The sequence below is a fragment of the Flavobacterium soyae genome, from assembly GCF_045348165.1.
GTDB lineage: Bacteria > Bacteroidota > Bacteroidia > Flavobacteriales > Flavobacteriaceae > Flavobacterium > Flavobacterium soyae.
In genome coordinates this window covers 655242-671173 of the sequence record NZ_CP150845.1, presented here as the reverse complement: position 1 = coordinate 671173, position 15932 = coordinate 655242, and the positions used below count along the sequence as shown (strand labels likewise).

Annotated in this window: 18 protein-coding genes and 1 tRNA gene; 15 read left to right on the top strand and 4 right to left on the bottom strand. The window is 32.5% G+C overall.

What is annotated here, in order from left to right:
* Nucleotides 1-278: 278 nt before the first annotated feature.
* Nucleotides 279-1490: a tyrosine-type recombinase/integrase gene (locus AABD74_RS03150; protein WP_406844640.1), complete on the bottom strand. Its 1212-nt coding sequence runs from the start codon at nt 1488-1490 to the stop codon at nt 279-281.
* 128 nt (nt 1491-1618) lie between these two features.
* Between AABD74_RS03150 and AABD74_RS03145 the strand changes: the two genes are divergently transcribed.
* Together AABD74_RS03145 and AABD74_RS03140 are read left to right on the top strand one after the other, a co-directional pair.
* Nucleotides 1619-1690: transfer RNA gene (locus tag AABD74_RS03145), tRNA-OTHER, on the top strand.
* Between the two features lie 126 nt (nt 1691-1816).
* The gene (locus AABD74_RS03140; protein WP_406844639.1) at nt 1817-2257 is read left to right on the top strand and encodes a very short patch repair endonuclease; all 441 of its coding nucleotides are present in this window, start codon (nt 1817-1819) and stop codon (nt 2255-2257) included.
* A 3-nt stretch (nt 2258-2260) separates the two neighbouring features.
* Here AABD74_RS03140 and dcm read toward each other — a convergent pair whose 3' ends face one another.
* Nucleotides 2261-3250, bottom strand: a complete 990-nt coding sequence (dcm, locus tag AABD74_RS03135) for a DNA (cytosine-5-)-methyltransferase (protein ID WP_406844638.1) — start codon at nt 3248-3250, stop codon at nt 2261-2263.
* A 559-nt stretch (nt 3251-3809) separates the two neighbouring features.
* Here dcm and AABD74_RS03130 point away from each other — a divergent pair.
* Nucleotides 3810-4052, top strand: coding sequence for a hypothetical protein (locus AABD74_RS03130; RefSeq protein ID WP_232681817.1), 243 nt, complete (start codon nt 3810-3812; stop codon nt 4050-4052).
* A gap of 34 nt (nt 4053-4086) precedes the next feature.
* On the opposite strand, the gene AABD74_RS03125 is transcribed toward AABD74_RS03130, so the two are convergent.
* Nucleotides 4087-4677 (bottom strand): riboflavin synthase, encoded by a 591-nt coding sequence (locus tag AABD74_RS03125; RefSeq protein ID WP_232681818.1) that lies wholly within the window; start codon nt 4675-4677, stop codon nt 4087-4089.
* Nucleotides 4678-4734: 57 nt separating this feature from the next.
* Between AABD74_RS03125 and pdxA the strand changes: the two genes are divergently transcribed.
* From pdxA to AABD74_RS03065, 12 genes are all read left to right on the top strand, one after another.
* Nucleotides 4735-5784, top strand: coding sequence for a 4-hydroxythreonine-4-phosphate dehydrogenase PdxA (gene pdxA / locus AABD74_RS03120; protein WP_232681819.1), 1050 nt, complete (start codon nt 4735-4737; stop codon nt 5782-5784).
* Nucleotides 5785-5889: 105 nt separating this feature from the next.
* Nucleotides 5890-6432 (top strand): DUF177 domain-containing protein, encoded by a 543-nt coding sequence (locus AABD74_RS03115; protein WP_232681821.1) that lies wholly within the window; start codon nt 5890-5892, stop codon nt 6430-6432.
* A gap of 9 nt (nt 6433-6441) precedes the next feature.
* Nucleotides 6442-6636, top strand: a complete 195-nt coding sequence (rpmF, locus tag AABD74_RS03110; protein WP_008465217.1) for a 50S ribosomal protein L32 — start codon at nt 6442-6444, stop codon at nt 6634-6636.
* A gap of 171 nt (nt 6637-6807) precedes the next feature.
* The gene (locus tag AABD74_RS03105) at nt 6808-7806 is read left to right on the top strand and encodes a beta-ketoacyl-ACP synthase III (protein ID WP_232681822.1); all 999 of its coding nucleotides are present in this window, start codon (nt 6808-6810) and stop codon (nt 7804-7806) included.
* Nucleotides 7807-7829: 23 nt separating this feature from the next.
* A complete protein-coding gene (accB, locus tag AABD74_RS03100; protein WP_406844637.1) occupies nt 7830-8321 on the top strand; it encodes an acetyl-CoA carboxylase biotin carboxyl carrier protein in 492 nt (163 codons plus the stop codon).
* A 110-nt stretch (nt 8322-8431) separates the two neighbouring features.
* Nucleotides 8432-9778 (top strand): acetyl-CoA carboxylase biotin carboxylase subunit, encoded by a 1347-nt coding sequence (gene accC / locus AABD74_RS03095; protein WP_232681824.1) that lies wholly within the window; start codon nt 8432-8434, stop codon nt 9776-9778.
* A 545-nt stretch (nt 9779-10323) separates the two neighbouring features.
* Nucleotides 10324-10620 carry a hypothetical protein gene (locus tag AABD74_RS03090; protein WP_232681825.1) on the top strand — a complete coding sequence of 99 codons (297 nt, stop codon included), beginning with the start codon at nt 10324-10326 and terminating at the stop codon, nt 10618-10620.
* 69 nt (nt 10621-10689) lie between these two features.
* Nucleotides 10690-10989 (top strand): hypothetical protein, encoded by a 300-nt coding sequence (locus AABD74_RS03085; protein ID WP_232681826.1) that lies wholly within the window; start codon nt 10690-10692, stop codon nt 10987-10989.
* 24 nt (nt 10990-11013) lie between these two features.
* Nucleotides 11014-11304: a hypothetical protein gene (locus tag AABD74_RS03080; RefSeq protein ID WP_232681828.1), complete on the top strand. Its 291-nt coding sequence runs from the start codon at nt 11014-11016 to the stop codon at nt 11302-11304.
* An 18-nt stretch (nt 11305-11322) separates the two neighbouring features.
* Nucleotides 11323-11619 carry a hypothetical protein gene (locus AABD74_RS03075; RefSeq protein ID WP_232681829.1) on the top strand — a complete coding sequence of 99 codons (297 nt, stop codon included), beginning with the start codon at nt 11323-11325 and terminating at the stop codon, nt 11617-11619.
* 16 nt (nt 11620-11635) lie between these two features.
* Complete coding sequence (locus AABD74_RS03070) at nt 11636-11932, top strand: PepSY-like domain-containing protein (RefSeq protein ID WP_232681830.1); 297 nt, start codon at nt 11636-11638, stop codon at nt 11930-11932.
* 129 nt (nt 11933-12061) lie between these two features.
* Nucleotides 12062-13414 (top strand): sigma-54-dependent transcriptional regulator, encoded by a 1353-nt coding sequence (locus AABD74_RS03065; RefSeq protein WP_406844636.1) that lies wholly within the window; start codon nt 12062-12064, stop codon nt 13412-13414.
* Here AABD74_RS03065 and AABD74_RS03060 read toward each other — a convergent pair.
* On the bottom strand, nt 13411-15849 hold the full coding sequence (locus AABD74_RS03060) for an ATP-binding protein (protein ID WP_406844635.1): 2439 nt from the start codon (nt 15847-15849) through the stop codon (nt 13411-13413). The two genes, AABD74_RS03065 and AABD74_RS03060, sit on opposite strands and share 4 nt — an antisense overlap.
* Between the last annotated feature and the right edge of the window lie 83 nt (nt 15850-15932).

The window sequence follows — 15932 nt, the reverse complement described above, 5'->3', positions numbered from 1 at the left end:
TTTTGAGTATATGTAATGACTTCAATCTCATTCAGTAATTGAGAAATATGTAACTCTTCTCATATTGATGTTTTACCATTTACCTTTTTAATTCCTTATTTCCGGATAAGGTGCTTTACGAGAAGCTCGACTGTATTAGATATAGCTTTCTTTAATAATATGAACTGGTTTTATAACGTTTTCTTTTATGTAATCTAGAATTATTGCACAGTTAGAACGTCGGACTAAAGATTAAAATGAATTTTGTATAGGTAATTTTAGAGAGAGTTGAAACTTATTTAAAAAATAATATCATCAATCATTTTATCTAGAGTGTTGCTTGGAAGTGTGTTTAAATAAGACATAGTGGATTTAATATCTTTATGACCTAAAGCTTCCTTTATAATGTCTACCGAAATATTATTAAATTTTAGAATTGTTGCAAATGAATGTCTTGCGCAGTAGTAGGTAATTTTCTTTTGAATATTTAGATCAGTAATAATTGTTTTAAGAGGTATATTTATATAAATTTTCAGATATTTCCTTTTTCTGTTATTTATATAAATTTTGGAGCTCTGATTATTATGGATGATATTGAACAAATAGATTGAGTCGGCTGGCGAAACATATTCTTCAATTTTGCGCCTCCAATGTTCATTTATTTTAAAATTCACTATTACTTCGGTTTTACTTCTTTTATATGTAATTGTGTCTTTGTATAAATCTGTTTTTTTTAATTGTATTAAATCAATGAAATTAATTCCCCTTCCATAAAAACTTAGCAAAAACATATCTCGTGCAATAATGTCACTTTTATTTAGTAATTCTGCATTTTTCAATAGTTCAAGTTCCTCTTCAGACAAATATTCTTTTTTACCACTTTCCTTAATTTTTGATACTTTAAATTTATCAAAAGGATACATCGTTGAAGGGATAATTTCACGATTAATAGCTTTGTTAAAAACGGCTCTTAAAGTGCGGATTCTTATGCCAATTGTACTTTGGCTGTTGTTATTGCTGCTTAAAAAAGATTGATACTTATAGATTGCATCTACTGATAAATCTTTAAAAGTGATTTCGGTTCTGTTGAAAAATCGTTGAATCGATTTTAAGGTGTCTTTTTCAATGTTTGAGGTGGACAGTTTTCCTGCATTTTTAATTTCTTCTATTAAACTTTCGTGAAAAGAAGTATAACTTAATGCTTGTTGTTTTCCTGAGTCCTTTTTGAATTTGGTTATAATATCCTGTAAGGTAAATGGAGTTTCATCTAATTCAAATTCATGGATAATATTGTTAACCCGACCAGAATATTTTTCAATCAGGTCATTAATTTGCTTGTATTCTTTATGAGATTTTTTAAGACGTTCTGTTTCAAATGACCAATCTTCATAGTTACATTTTTTCTTGATCGATAAACTAGTATTTGTTCTGTCTTTAATTAATACAAGATTAATAAAATAATCGCCTTGTGCATTTGGCGTTGATTTTAGTGTAAATTTGTATGATACCATTATTGAAAATTTATATTATAATTTTGACGAGCATTTGACGAGCAAAAGTACAATTAAAATAAGAAATAATGATTTATTAATCATTTTAAAAAATATAAATATTTGATTATCAGGTATTGTAATTTAAAATAAGTTATAGTGAAATAAATAAAACCTGACTCATAATCAGGTGGTCCCTGGTTCGAGCCCAGGTGGGACCACTTCTTTAGAAATAGAAAGCCTTTACAGAAATGTAGAGGCTTTTTTGTTTTGTGCTAGTTTTGTTCGCCTTCAAAGAAAATAAAGTAACTTTATGTTTAAAAGGCAATTTTAATCTTCACAAAACAATGGATAATTTAACTCCCGAACAACGGAGAAAAAATATGCAGGCCATAAAAAGCACGGCAACAACGCAAGAAGTCAGGCTTGCCAAAGCTTTGTGGGAATTGGGTTATCGTTATCGAAAGAACAATAAAAAAATATTTGGAAAACCGGATTTGACTTTTGCAAAGTATAAAATTGCCATTTTTATAGACAGCGAATTTTTTCACGGAAAAGATTGGGAAACGCAGCAATTGCGAATTAAATCAAATCGTGACTATTGGATTCCGAAAATCGAACGAAATAGGAAACGTGATATTGAAGTCAATGCTTTTTTGATGGCTAAAAAATGGAAAGTAATTCGGTTTTGGAGTAAAGAAGTTCAAAAAGAATTAAATTCTTGTGTCGAAAAAATTCAGGAAGAAATAGAATCTTCAAAAATAAAAACAGAAGAAAAAAAGAGTTGAAAATTATACTTTTTCTTTCTTCTTTTCTTTTGCTTCAACCTTTTCTATAACCTTAAAAATTTCTTCAGCCAATCTTTGAATAACCGGCATGCTAACCGAATTTCCAGCTTGTTTATATAAGCTTGAATTTGAAATTGCAGGCAGTTTATAATCATCAGGAAAGCCCTGAAGTCTAAAACATTCTCTTGGAGTTAGTTTTCTAAAGCCAAAATCGGTTGTAATGATCGGAACGTTATGTCCGCCCGTTCCCATATTGGCTGTCAGCGTAGGGCATAAGCCTGATTTGTTTTCTCTAACATATTGTCTTCTAAATTGATAGATGTGATTCTTGTCTACAACCGCTTCCTTCAATTTGTTGTACATGTACTTCTCCTCGCCATAATAAAATTTATCAGAAACTTTTTCTGTAATAATTAAATCTTTAATAGACTTCGTTAATTGTTCCTTTTCGGGGAATTTAAACTTGAAACTTTTATTATTTAAGAAGTTTTTATCAAAAGCAATCATGAAAAGCCGCTCTCTGTTATGAGGAGTATTTCCAAAATCTTTGGTATTTAAAATAGAACTGTCAAAAGTATAGTTGCGTTTTTTTATTTCACTTTTTATAACTTTTAATGTGTTCCCTTTATCGTGGCTTTTTAGATTTTTTACATTTTCAAGAAAAACCACTTTAGGCCTGATTTCGTCAATGAAATCCAGAATTTTAAAAAAATGATTTCCCCTTCGGTCGTCAAAACCTTTTCTGTGGCCGGCCAGCGAAAATGGCTGGCAGGGAAAACCAGCAGTTAAAATATCCACTTGTTCAAGAGTTGCCGTGTCAAGTTCCATTACATCACCTTCAATAAGATTATGTTTGAAATTGTTTCTATAGGTAACGCAGGCTTTTTTGTCAAATTCATTAGCCCATTTCAAATTAAAACCAGCTTTTTCAAAACCTAAACATATACCGCCTACGCCTGCATACAAACTTCCAACTGTATATTTATTTTTCATTTATTAATTGCTGTTTTTGACTCAAAAAAAGTCTTAAGATCTTTTACTGTAAATTTGTTGAATGCAAATATATTAATTCAGAAATATTTGATTGTTCTTCAAAATTGAAAAAATGAGGTCTATTATTTTTTTTAACTCCCTAAAATTACAGTTCTTTCTGACTTATTGAAATTTAGGACATTTTTTCTAAAAAAATATTACATAAGAATATTCTTGTATTTTTAAAAATTTATAAAAAGCCATAAATGATATGTAAAAGAAGCGATTTGCATAATAAACATTTGAAATTCAGTGTTTAATAGTTAGATTTTTTCTTGCAGTTAATCGATGATTTAAGTAGTTAATCTATGTTTTAAATCTAAATTTATTTACCTTTAGATCTGAATTGTATTATAATACGTATATTAATTTTACATCACTTTATTGCTTATAAAGTTGCTTTTTTGTAAAAATCGTATATTTTTGCCAAAGAATTTCCTTTTAGAAATCATTTTAGTGATGTGTTTCTAACAAATATTTGCCAGTAGTATAGTATGTTGAATTTCAGCACGTTGAATTTATGAAGATAATAAGAATTATTTTTTTAGCATTTTTTTTAATTGTATCGAATGCGTCGGTTATTTTAGCTAGTACGCCGCCGCCGCCGTCAACGGCTAAATCTGCAGCTACGACAGCTGATGAAGATGATATACCGCCTCCGGGACTGCCTATTAATGAGCATATACCGTATTTGCTGGCAGGAGGATTTATTTTAGGAATGACAATTATATACCGAAATAAAATAAAAAAAGCTTCAGTTTAAACTGAAGCTTTTTTTATGCGTTAACTTTTTCGGATTATTTATTTATAGAATAAAGTCTTGAAATGTATTTTCCAACAACATCAAATTCTAAATTTATTTTAGTGCCAACTTTGAAATCTTTAAAATTGGTGTTTTCAAAAGTATACGGGATTATCGAAACACTAAATTCGTTTGTTTTAGAATTTACGACAGTTAAACTAACACCGTTTACGGTAATAGACCCTTTTTCAATTGTAATATTGTTTAGGTTTTGGTCGTATTCAAAAGTATAATTCCAGCTTCCGTTTGCTTCTTCAATTTTTGTACATATTCCGGTTTGGTCTATGTGGCCCTGAACAATATGTCCGTCAAGGCGGTCACCAAGTTTCATTCCTCTTTCTAAGTTTACAATATCATTGGCTTTCCAATCCCCAATATTGGTTTTTAAAATCGTTTCTTCAATAGCTGTAACGGTATAAAATGAATCCTTTATAGCAACGACTGTAAGGCATATTCCGTTATGAGAAACGCTTTGGTCGATTTTTAATTCGTTAGTGATCGATGACTCAACAGTAACATGCAGATTGTTTTTGTCTTTTTGTATTTCGTGGATTCTTCCAAGGGTTTCAATAATTCCTGTAAACATTGTAGTTTTATTTTACTAAATTTGCACATCAAAATTAGTAATAAATAGGCTGAGCTCATGAATAAAAAAGCAGAAAATATAATTGTTGGAATTTCAGTTGGAGATTTAAACGGTATTGGAAGCGAAGTTATACTAAAAACATTCGAAGATTCCAGAATGTTAGAATTGTGTACACCAGTTATTTTTGCAAATGCTAAAATTCTTTCTTTCGTAAAAAAAAGCTTTACTTCGACTGTGCAGTTTCACGGTGTAGATAAGCTGGATCAGATTATTCCGGGGAAAGTAAATGTCTTTAATCTTTGGAGAGAAGGAGTCGATATTAAATTAGGAACAAATGATGAGAAAATTGGCGAGTATGCGATCAAATCATTTGTTGCAGCTACTAAGGCTTTAAAAGATGGAGGGATTGATGTTTTGGTTACAGCACCAATCAATAAATATAATATCCAGTCAGAAGAGTTTAAATTTCCGGGACACACAGATTATCTGGATCAGGAATTAGAAGGAAATGCGCTGATGATGATGGTTCAGGATAATTTAAGAGTTGGTTTGTTAACAGATCATGTGCCGTTAAATGAAGTTTCATCTCATTTGACAGAAGAATTAATTACCAGAAAAATCGAAACAATCAGAAAATCCCTTATTCAGGATTTTAGTATAGTAAAACCAAAAATTGCAGTTTTAGGGGTAAATCCTCATAGCGGAGACGGTGGTGTTATTGGAAAAGAGGAAGATTTGATCCTAAAACCGGTTTTGAAGAAAATATTTGACAGCGGTACTATGGTTTTTGGGCCATTTTCTGCCGATGGATTTTTTGGAAGCGGTCAATATGAGAAATATGATGCTATTGTAGCAACGTATCACGATCAGGGATTGATTCCGTTTAAAACGCTTTCATTTGGAAAAGGAGTTAATTATACGGCAGGGTTAAATAAGGTTAGGACATCGCCAGATCATGGAACAGCATACGATATTGCCGGAAAAGACATGGCCGATTTTAATTCGTTTAAAGAAGCAGTTTACCTTGCACTAGATATTTTTCGCTCTCGTAATCAGTATGAGGAGATTAGCGAAAAACCTCTTAAAATAAAAGAAAAACAGTTATAAACAAAAAAAGGTGAATAAGATTATTAGATTTACAATAATTTTATATCTTTGCACCCCAATTCAGATATGTAGTTTTGTATTTGAATTAAACAAACTGATGTTGAAATGAGCAAATCAAAAGAATTTTTAATTCCTTTTATAGGGTTAAAGCTGGGAAAACACCATTTTGAGTATCAAATAAATAACACGTTCTTTAAGGACTTTGACTATGATGAGTTTCAAAGTTCAGATATTAAAGTGAATTTGGTTTTCGATAAGAAAAGCAATATGTTAGAGTTAGAATTTAAACACAAAGGAACCGTAAATGTGCCTTGTGATTTGACCGGCGAAGATTTTGATTTACCTATTAAGGGAAAAATGAAGTTAATTGTTCGTTTTGGAGATGAATTCAATAATGATAATGAAGAATTGTTGATTTTGCCACATGGAGAACATGAATTAGATGTGTCACAATACATTTATGAAATGATTGCGCTTTCGGTGCCTCAAAAAAGAATTCATCCTGGCGTTAAAGACGGTACATTACAAACCGAAGCTTTAACAAAGTTGAATGAATTAAGTGTAAAAGAACAAAAGGAAGAGAGTAATAAAGAAGAAGATATTGACCCGCGTTGGGAAAAATTAAAGAAACTATTAACGGATAAATAATATAGTAAAATGGCACATCCTAAGAGAAAAACCTCGAAAACAAGAAGAGATAAGAGAAGAACACATTATAAAGCTACTGTAGCTCAAATCGCTACATGTCCTATCACTGGTGAAGCACATTTATACCACAGAGCTTACTGGCATGAAGGTAAAATGTACTACAGAGGGCAAGTTGTTATCGATAAATCTGAAGCGGTTGCTTAATACGTTTTTGTAAGTTATACTAGAACTCTCACATAGTGAGAGTTTTTTTTGTTGGTTATAATTTTTGCTTTTTAAGAAAATACACGCAAATTCGTTACATTTTTTTTTGTAATTTTCGAGTCTTTTAAAAATTTTTCAAATAATAATATTTGAAAGGAAATATAGAATATAATGAATACAATCACAGCCGCAATTACCGCTGTTGGAGCTTATGTACCAGACTTTGTACTTTCTAACAAAGTATTGGAAACAATGGTAGATACCAATGACGAATGGATTACCACTCGTACCGGAATTAAAGAAAGAAGAATTCTTAAAGATGCTGACAAAGGAACATCTTACCTTGCCATACAAGCAGCAAAAAATTTAATAGCAAAAGCAAATATAGATCCGCTGGAGATAGATATGATTATCATGGCGACAGCAACACCAGATATGCTGGTGGCTTCTACAGGAGTTTATGTTGCAACAGAAATTGGAGCAACAAATGCATTTGCATACGATTTGCAGGCGGCTTGTTCAAGTTTCTTATACGGAATGTCAACTGCTGCGGCTTATGTACAATCTGGAAGATATAAAAAAGTACTATTAATAGGTGCAGATAAAATGTCGTCAATTGTAGATTATACAGACAGAGCAACTTGTATTATTTTTGGTGATGGGGCAGGAGCTGTTTTGTTTGAGCCAAATTATGAAGGTTTAGGTTTACAGGATGAATATTTAAGAAGTGATGGTGTAGGACGTGATTTTCTTAAAATACCTGCGGGAGGATCTTTAATCCCAGCTTCAGAAGAGACTGTAAAAAACAGACAGCACAATATAATGCAAGATGGTAAAACAGTATTTAAATATGCTGTAACTAATATGGCTGATGCCAGCGAATTAATTTTGCAAAGAAATAATTTAACGAATCAGGACGTTGATTGGTTAGTGCCGCACCAGGCAAACAAACGCATCATCGATGCTACTGCAGGAAGACTTGAACTTGAAGAGTCTAAAGTACTAGTTAATATCGAAAAATACGGTAATACAACTTCAGGAACATTACCTTTGGTACTTAGCGATTTTGAACATCAATTCAAAAAAGGAGATAATATTATTTTAGCTGCATTTGGAGGAGGATTCACTTGGGGATCTATTTACCTGAAATGGGCTTACGATAAAAAATAAATTAAAACTAAAAACGAATCATTATGGATTTAAAAGAAATTCAAAACCTAATCAAATTTGTAGCAAATTCGGGAGTTGCGGAAGTGAAGTTAGAAATGGATGATGTAAAAATCACGATCAGAACAACTTTAGAAGGAAATGTTACAGAGACTACTTATGTACAGCAATTACCAGCTCAGGCTGCATTGCCGCAAGCTGCGCCGCAAGTTACAGCTCCAATAGTTGTAAATACAGCTGCTGAAACTCAGGCTCCTGCTGCTGCTGCTGACTCTAAATATGTTACTATAAAATCTCCAATTATTGGAACATTCTATAGAAAACCATCTCCAGATAAACCAGTTTTTACAGAAGTAGGAAGCACTATCGCAAAAGGGGATGTTCTTTGTGTAATTGAAGCAATGAAATTATTCAACGAAATCGAATCAGAAGTTTCAGGTAAAATTGTAAAAATTCTTGTTGACGATATGTCTCCAGTTGAATTTGACCAACCTTTATTCTTAGTAGATCCATCATAAATAAATTTAGATTTTAGATTTTAGATTTTAGATTGATCTGACAGAATTAATACATCAGGCATCTAAAATTATCTAATTATCAAATTGTCTAATTATCTAATTAAAATAAGATGTTTAAAAAAATATTAATTGCGAATAGAGGAGAAATTGCACTTCGTGTAATTCGTACGTGCAAGGAAATGGGGATTAAAACTGTTGCAGTTTATTCTACAGCCGATGCAGAAAGTCTGCATGTTAAATTTGCCGACGAAGCGGTTTGTATTGGTCCTCCTCCAAGTAACTTATCGTATTTAAAAATGTCAAATATTATTGCTGCTGCAGAGATTACAAATGCAGATGCAATACACCCAGGATACGGTTTCCTTTCGGAGAATGCTAAATTCTCAAAAATTTGCCAGGAGCACGGAATCAAATTTATTGGTGCGGCTCCTGAAATGATCGACAGAATGGGAGATAAAGCTTCTGCAAAAGCTACAATGAAAGCTGCAGGAGTTCCTTGTGTGCCAGGTTCAGACGGATTATTAGAATCTTACGAACATGCGCAAAAAGTAGCTAAAGAAATTGGTTACCCAGTAATGATGAAAGCTACTGCAGGTGGTGGTGGAAAAGGAATGCGTGCAATCTGGAAAGAAGAAGAGCTTTTAAAAGCTTGGGAAAGTGCGCGTCAGGAAGCCGCTGCTGCTTTTGGAAATGACGGAATGTACATGGAGAAACTTATTGAAGAACCACGTCATATCGAAATTCAGGTTGTTGGAGATTCTTACGGAAAAGCGTGTCACCTTTCTGAAAGAGACTGCTCTGTGCAGCGTCGTCACCAAAAACTTACTGAAGAAACGCCTTCGCCTTTCATGACAGATGACTTACGTACAAGAATGGGAGAAGCTGCTGTAAAAGCTGCAGAATTTATTAAATACGAAGGAGCTGGAACTGTAGAATTTCTTGTAGACAAACACAGAAATTTCTATTTCATGGAAATGAATACCCGTATTCAGGTTGAGCACCCAATTACGGAACAAGTAATTGATTACGATTTAATTCGTGAGCAGATTATGGTTGCTGCCGGAATTCCAATTTCAGGAAAAAATTACTTACCAGAATTACACGCTATCGAATGCCGTATTAATGCAGAAGATCCTTATAACGATTTTCGTCCTTCACCAGGGAAAATTACTACGCTTCATATGCCGGGAGGACACGGAGTTCGTTTAGATACTCACGTTTACTCAGGATACAGCATTCCGCCAAATTACGATTCAATGATTGCTAAGTTAATTACAACAGCGCAGTCTCGCGAAGAAGCCATCAGCAAAATGCGCAGGGCTCTTGACGAATTCGTAATCGAAGGTGTGAAAACTACAATCCCTTTCCACAGACAATTAATGGATGATCCAAAATATATTGCAGGAGATTATACAACTGCATTTATGGATACTTTCAAAATGAATAGTCCAGAATAATTTAAAGGCCGTCATCGACGGCCTTTTTTATTTTAGGAATTTCCTCTATTATTCCCGACAGGTTTTTAAAACCTGTCGGGTTTGTTTTATATATCTATACATACACCAGATTAAAATCCGGCCGGCAATATAGAGCCAAAGGCTCTTTTCAAAGTTCCAAAGGAACGAATTATATTGTGGAGCTGGACTTCAGTCCAGTTTAAAAAAAAGGATATTTGTTATTCCAACGGAATTTATTATTCGATAATCAAACGTTCCTACGGAACGTCTACTGATGAACCAAATTAAATTCTACCAATGAGATATTCCTATGGAATAAATAGCTTCTTATTTAAAATAGCTAAGTATACACAATAAGTGTATACTTTTTACACACTTATTCTACAAAATACACACTTTTATCCTATTTCTATTTTTGGTGCATTTTAAGTAATCTCTTTAATTTCAGGCTTTAAAGAGGTTTTAAGGTTGATACATTATTTTCGGCACAATAGTTTCTTTATCTAAAGTGTAAACAAACTATTAACTATTAAAATATACACATTATGAAAAATTTATTTTTATCAGCCGCAATTGTTTTAGGAGGTTTAACATCATTTGCTTCAACTTCTCCAATAACAAATTCTATTGTAAAAGTTGTTTCTATTGCAGATGATTACGTTGAAATTAAATTAGAAGAATTACCAGCTCCAATTACTGAAGCTTTGAAAAAAGCTTACCCTAATGCAGTAATTACTAAAGCTTACAAAAATGAAAAGTCAGAATATAAATTGGATGTAACAGTAGGCGATAAAGTAGGAAATCTTTTTGCTAATGCCGATGGAACCTGGATTAAAAAATAATCTTATGTGCTGTGAAAATCCAAATTAAGAATACTAAGATTAAGTTACGAATATTAAAAAATAATTGTCATGAAAAATTTATTTATATCAGCCGCAATCGTTTTGGGAGGTTTAACATCATTTGCTTCAACTTCGCCAATTACAAATACAATCGTAAAAGCAGTATCATTACAAGATGATTATGTAGAAATTAATGTAACAGAAGTACCGGCAGCGGTAACAGATGCACTTAAAAAAGCATATCCGGATGCAGTTCTTAGTAAAGCATACAAAAACAGTTCTTCTCAATACAAATTAGAAATAACAGTTGGAGAAAAAGCAGGCTTTCTTTATGCTAACGCAGATGGATCCTGGGTAAAAAATAAGTAAAAACTAACCCTAAAAACTATTACTATGAAAAAGCTAATCCTATCGACAGCTATTCTTTTAGGAAGTTTGTCAATACAAGCAGAAAATGCGAGCCTGACCAGCCCGGCAGTGAATTCAGTTAAATATCAAGATGATTATAAAGAAGTCGATGCTGTTCCGGCTGCGATTAAAAAATCTCTGGATGAAGCTTATCCTGGTGTAAAACTTGAAAAAGCTTATGTGAATTCAAAAAAAGAGTATAAAATTGAAATTTCAGTGAGAGGCGAAAAATCAATCGTCTACACTGATGCAGCAGGAAACATTTTAAAAAAATAACTATAAATCTTAAGTATTATGAAAAAGTTAATCTTATCAGCAGCTATTGTTTTGGGTGGTTTGTCAATTCAGGCAGCGGTTCCATCAGAATCAAATACAGTAATTAAATCAGTAAACATTCAGGATGAATATACTGAAGTTGCACCAGATGCCGTACCGGCAGCTGTAAAATCTACAATTGAAAAATCGTTTGTAGGTTCTAAACTGGAAAAAGCATGGAAAAATGCTAAGGACGAGTACAAACTTGAAATTTCAAAAGAAGGTAAGAAATATACTTTTTTTACTGATGCTTCAGGAAATATCATTAAAAAATAATTAAACACAGAGCAATATGAAAAAGTTAGCCATCTCAGCAGCTATTCTTTTAGGGAGCTTGTCAATTTCTGCAATAGCGGCGATAATTCCAAATAATGCACAAACAACAGTTTCCGTTCAGACAGAATATACTGAAATTAGCACAGATGTTGTCCCGGCAGCTGTAAAGACTGCTCTGCAAACTGCTTATCCAAATGCAAAACTGGAGAAAGCGTATGTTAATGATAAAAAAGAATATAAACTTGAAATATCAGTTGGGGACCAAAAGGCTACTGTGTATTCAGATGTCAATGGCAACTGGTTGAAGATATAATTAGGTGAAATTAGATTTATGTTTTTGGTGAAAAAGAGATTGCGCAACGCAATCTCTTTTTTTTTCGCATAATTTTAAGAAATTATAACTTTAATAGTGTTATTTTAGCAAAAAAGTCCCTCCAATCACATGTCAAAGATATTAGTAATAGAAGATGATATTTCGTTTTGCAAATTATTAGAGAAATTTCTAGTAAAAAACCAATATGAAGTAAGCATCGCTTTTTCTGCTTCAGAAGCCAGATCGGCAATCAAAAATGAATCATTCGATTTGATTTTGACAGACCTTCGTCTGCCTGATTCTGACGGAATTGTGCTTATGTCTGAAATTAAAAACTCACATCCTGAAATTCCGGTAATCTTAATGACCGGATATTCTGATGTCAATACTGCCGTAAAAGCAATTAAAAATGGCGCGGCCGATTATATTTCGAAACCTTTCAATCCGGATGAAGTTTTGCTTGTAATTACAAATGCACTGCAGACTCCAGGAATCGAAGAAGAAAATGAAGTTCCGGCTAAACAAAAAAAATCGGTAAAGAAACCTGTTGCTGTGGAAAATGAATTTGTACGCGGAATTTCTGTTGCTTCAAAAAAACTCTTAGATCATATTCAATTGGTAAGTCCAACAGATATGTCAGTTTTAATCATTGGTGAAAGCGGAACAGGAAAAGAAATTATTGCCAAAAGCATTCATCAGCAAAGCCAAAGAAAAAATAATAACTTTATTGCAGTAGACTGCGGAGCAATTCCAAAAGAGCTGGCGGCAAGCGAATTTTTCGGGCATTTAAAAGGATCTTTCACCGGAGCAATCAGCGACAAAATGGGGTATTTTGAAGCAGCAAACGGCGGAACTCTTTTTTTGGATGAAATAGGAAATCTTTCCTATGAAAACCAAATTCAGTTATTGCGCGCGCTTCAGGAAAGAAAAATTAAGCCTGTTGGTAGCAATAAAGAAATAAACGTCGATATCCGCATTATCACAGCTACAAACGAAGATTTACGCGAGGCAGTAAAAAACGGCGATTTCAGAGAAGATTTGTACCATAGAATCAACGAATTTTCTATTCAGTCTCCATCTTTAAAAGACCGTGATGAAGACTTAATGGTTTTTGCAGATTATTTCCTAGAAAAAGCCAATCAGCAGTTGAATAAAGAGGTAATAGGATTTTCGCTGGAAGTTGTTTCAATTTTTCAAAATTACAGCTGGCCGGGAAATTTACGTGAATTGCAAAACTGTGTAAAGCGTGCTACACTTTTAACACAAGGTGATTTTATTGAAAGTGATGTTTTGCCAATTGAATTTTTTCAGGCTCAGAAACAATCAGGTTTCAGCGGAAGTTTTTCTTTGTCAGATAATGAAAAGGAAGCTATTATTCAAGCGTTAAACAGAACGCAGAATAATAAATCTGAAGCGGCCAAACTGCTTAAAATTACCAGAAAAACACTTTACAATAAATTAAAGCACTACAATATCGATTAAACTTCTTGTTCTAAAGCAGCAAAAAGTTTGTTTGTTTTTGCTTTAAGAGCTGTATAAATATCTTTCAAGTCTGAAATTTCAAGATTATTTTGTTCCAGTGTTTTTAATATTGTGCCAATATCGCGTGCTTCTATCTGCCTGAACATTGGTGCAATACGATGTGCTATAGAATTTATTTCAGGAATGTTTTTTTCATTAACAGCATTTTCGAGCAGTTCTAAATTTTCGTTACTGCTTATTATAAAAGCTTTTAATACATCATTTAAGGCATTTCTGTCATTGTGTAAAAATTCTTTTAAAGTATCTAAAGTATAAAGTTGAGAAGAAGCAGTTTCTTCAACTGTATTTATTTTTACTTTTGGCAGTGTATCATTATCCAGAATATGCTGAATCGTTTCCAGTAATATTTTAGGCGAATACGGTTTGTTTACAACTGTTGTAAAACCGGCTTCAGTATAAACGGCAGCATCTAAATCTGTTCTTCCCGTTAAGGCAATTACGGGCTGGTTTTTATAAGTACCTTTTTCAGAATTTCGAAGATTTTTTAGAAACATAAATCCGTCCATTTCCGGCATTTGAATATCAGTAATCACAAAATCAAAATTAGTGTCCTGAATGGCTTCTAATGCTTTTACAGCACTATTAAAAGATAAAACCTGATGTTCTTCCTGTCGTAAAACACCGCTGGTTAAATTAAGCAGATTAATGTCGTCGTCAATTACAATAAAAGTTTGTTTATTCGTGTTTTCTGCAATATTTCTTTTTATTTCTTCAACTGTAATTTCGCTATGATCAAAAACCAGAGGAATTTTAATTTCAAATGTACTTCCTTTTCCAAAAGTACTTTCGAGACTTATTTTTCCTCCTAAAAGCGAAACTATTTTTTGACAGATTGCAAGTCCTAAACCAGTTCCGCCGTATTTCTTTTCGATATTTTCATTCGCCTGGGCAAACTCTTCAAAAACTAATTTTTGATTGCCTTTTTCAATTCCAATTCCGGTATCAGTTATTGTAATAACATAAAAGTTTTCGTTTTCAGTTGCATAAGAACTGATTTTGATATGGCCTTCTTCTGTAAATTTATAAGCGTTTCCAATAATATTGGTCAAAATTTGTTTCAGTCGAAACGGATCGCCAACAATTTTGGTATTTAGCTTTTCATCAACATTAATAATCAAATCAATGTTTTTTTGTTTGTAAACAGTCTGAATATTTTTCGCAGTATCTTCTATAATTTCAGGAAGAAAAAACGGAACTTTTTCAATTGTAATCTTTCCGGCTTCAATTCTCGAAAAATCTAATAAATCCTGAACAAGCTGCGTAATATATTCAGATGAATTTTTGATGTTTTTTACGAAATAAGACTGTTTTGTATTAATATCAGAATTGCCTAAAAGTTCAGAATAACCTACAATTGTACTCAAAGGCGTTTTTAAATCGTGGCTTACCGTTGAGATTAACTGTTCACGGCTTTTTAATAAATTTTTGGTTTTAAAATTTGCTATTTCAAGCTGTTTTTTATACAGCTGTGATTTCGAATAATCGCTCACAATTAAAATAGAAAAAAAGATCGTCAATATTAAACCAATAATCGCCGAAGCCGTTACAATCTCATTGACTTTTTTAAGTGATTTTTCTTTTAAAGAGTTATTTTTTATCGAATTGATGATAATTTCCCTTTCGATAATTCGCAATACTTTTCGAAGTTGTTCTGAGATTGCAATTTCATTTTTCAGTAATTTATTTTCCTCAAAATTCAGCGTTTCTTTTTTCTTTTCTGCTTTCAGTTTTACATTACTGAGCAGTTTTTTTGAATTGGCTAAAATAGAATCTGATGCTTTTTTACTAAGCGTGTTTGTACTGTCATCTGGAATATTCTGGTTTAAATAATCAACATATTTTTGCAGTACATTGCGCTGATAACTGCCTAATTCATTTGGGTTTTTGGTAAAATCCTGAAGTTCCAGTTTTCGAAGATTAAACTCCATTTTGGTAATTTCATCAATGGCGTTATTTACAGAAACTTCGTCTTCGGCTTTGTTTTTTATGGTTTTTAACTGTCTGATGTTTTCTGTTTTTTCAGACAACAAATAAGTAACACTGTCTAAAAGTGTTTTTTGATATTCTGTAGTAACGATTTGTTTTAAAGTGTCAATTCTTGCTTTTAAAGAATCGGTTTCAATAACATAACTTTTAAAATCGTTTTCAGAATTGGTTTGAATAGTTTTCCTTGCTAAACTCTCTGTTTTATAGACATTCGAAAACAATTTACTTACGCGGAGGATTTTGGTTTTTTCCTGGGCAATTTTGTCTTCGAGTTTATTGTAAACTACATTTTCTGAATATAGAAACCACCCCACAGTAACCACCAAAGCAAGTAATGCAACATAGCTGAATAAAACCTTAAGTGCTGTATAACTTTTTTTGCTTTCCATAAGTGTTTATTTGGCGTTTACGAAGTTCTCTTATTACAATTTACTGCAATTTATTTAAAATTTCCATCTAAGAAAAGTAAAAG

Coding starts and splice junctions, on each gene's coding strand:
- AABD74_RS03065 (WP_406844636.1), top strand. CDS start 12,062: ATGTCAAAGATATTAGTAATAGAAGATGATATTTCGTTTTGCAAATTA.
- AABD74_RS03075 (WP_232681829.1), top strand. CDS start 11,323: ATGAAAAAGTTAATCTTATCAGCAGCTATTGTTTTGGGTGGTTTGTCA.
- AABD74_RS03105 (WP_232681822.1), top strand. CDS start 6,808: ATGAATACAATCACAGCCGCAATTACCGCTGTTGGAGCTTATGTACCA.
- AABD74_RS03080 (WP_232681828.1), top strand. CDS start 11,014: ATGAAAAAGCTAATCCTATCGACAGCTATTCTTTTAGGAAGTTTGTCA.
- AABD74_RS03140 (WP_406844639.1), top strand. CDS start 1,817: ATGGATAATTTAACTCCCGAACAACGGAGAAAAAATATGCAGGCCATA.
- AABD74_RS03115 (WP_232681821.1), top strand. CDS start 5,890: ATGAGCAAATCAAAAGAATTTTTAATTCCTTTTATAGGGTTAAAGCTG.
- AABD74_RS03130 (WP_232681817.1), top strand. CDS start 3,810: ATGAAGATAATAAGAATTATTTTTTTAGCATTTTTTTTAATTGTATCG.
- AABD74_RS03090 (WP_232681825.1), top strand. CDS start 10,324: ATGAAAAATTTATTTTTATCAGCCGCAATTGTTTTAGGAGGTTTAACA.
- AABD74_RS03125 (WP_232681818.1), bottom strand. CDS start 4,677: ATGTTTACAGGAATTATTGAAACCCTTGGAAGAATCCACGAAATACAA.
- rpmF (WP_008465217.1), top strand. CDS start 6,442: ATGGCACATCCTAAGAGAAAAACCTCGAAAACAAGAAGAGATAAGAGA.
- AABD74_RS03060 (WP_406844635.1), bottom strand. CDS start 15,849: ATGGAAAGCAAAAAAAGTTATACAGCACTTAAGGTTTTATTCAGCTAT.
- AABD74_RS03070 (WP_232681830.1), top strand. CDS start 11,636: ATGAAAAAGTTAGCCATCTCAGCAGCTATTCTTTTAGGGAGCTTGTCA.
- accC (WP_232681824.1), top strand. CDS start 8,432: ATGTTTAAAAAAATATTAATTGCGAATAGAGGAGAAATTGCACTTCGT.
- AABD74_RS03150 (WP_406844640.1), bottom strand. CDS start 1,490: ATGGTATCATACAAATTTACACTAAAATCAACGCCAAATGCACAAGGC.
- pdxA (WP_232681819.1), top strand. CDS start 4,735: ATGAATAAAAAAGCAGAAAATATAATTGTTGGAATTTCAGTTGGAGAT.
- accB (WP_406844637.1), top strand. CDS start 7,830: ATGGATTTAAAAGAAATTCAAAACCTAATCAAATTTGTAGCAAATTCG.
- dcm (WP_406844638.1), bottom strand. CDS start 3,250: ATGAAAAATAAATATACAGTTGGAAGTTTGTATGCAGGCGTAGGCGGT.
- AABD74_RS03085 (WP_232681826.1), top strand. CDS start 10,690: ATGAAAAATTTATTTATATCAGCCGCAATCGTTTTGGGAGGTTTAACA.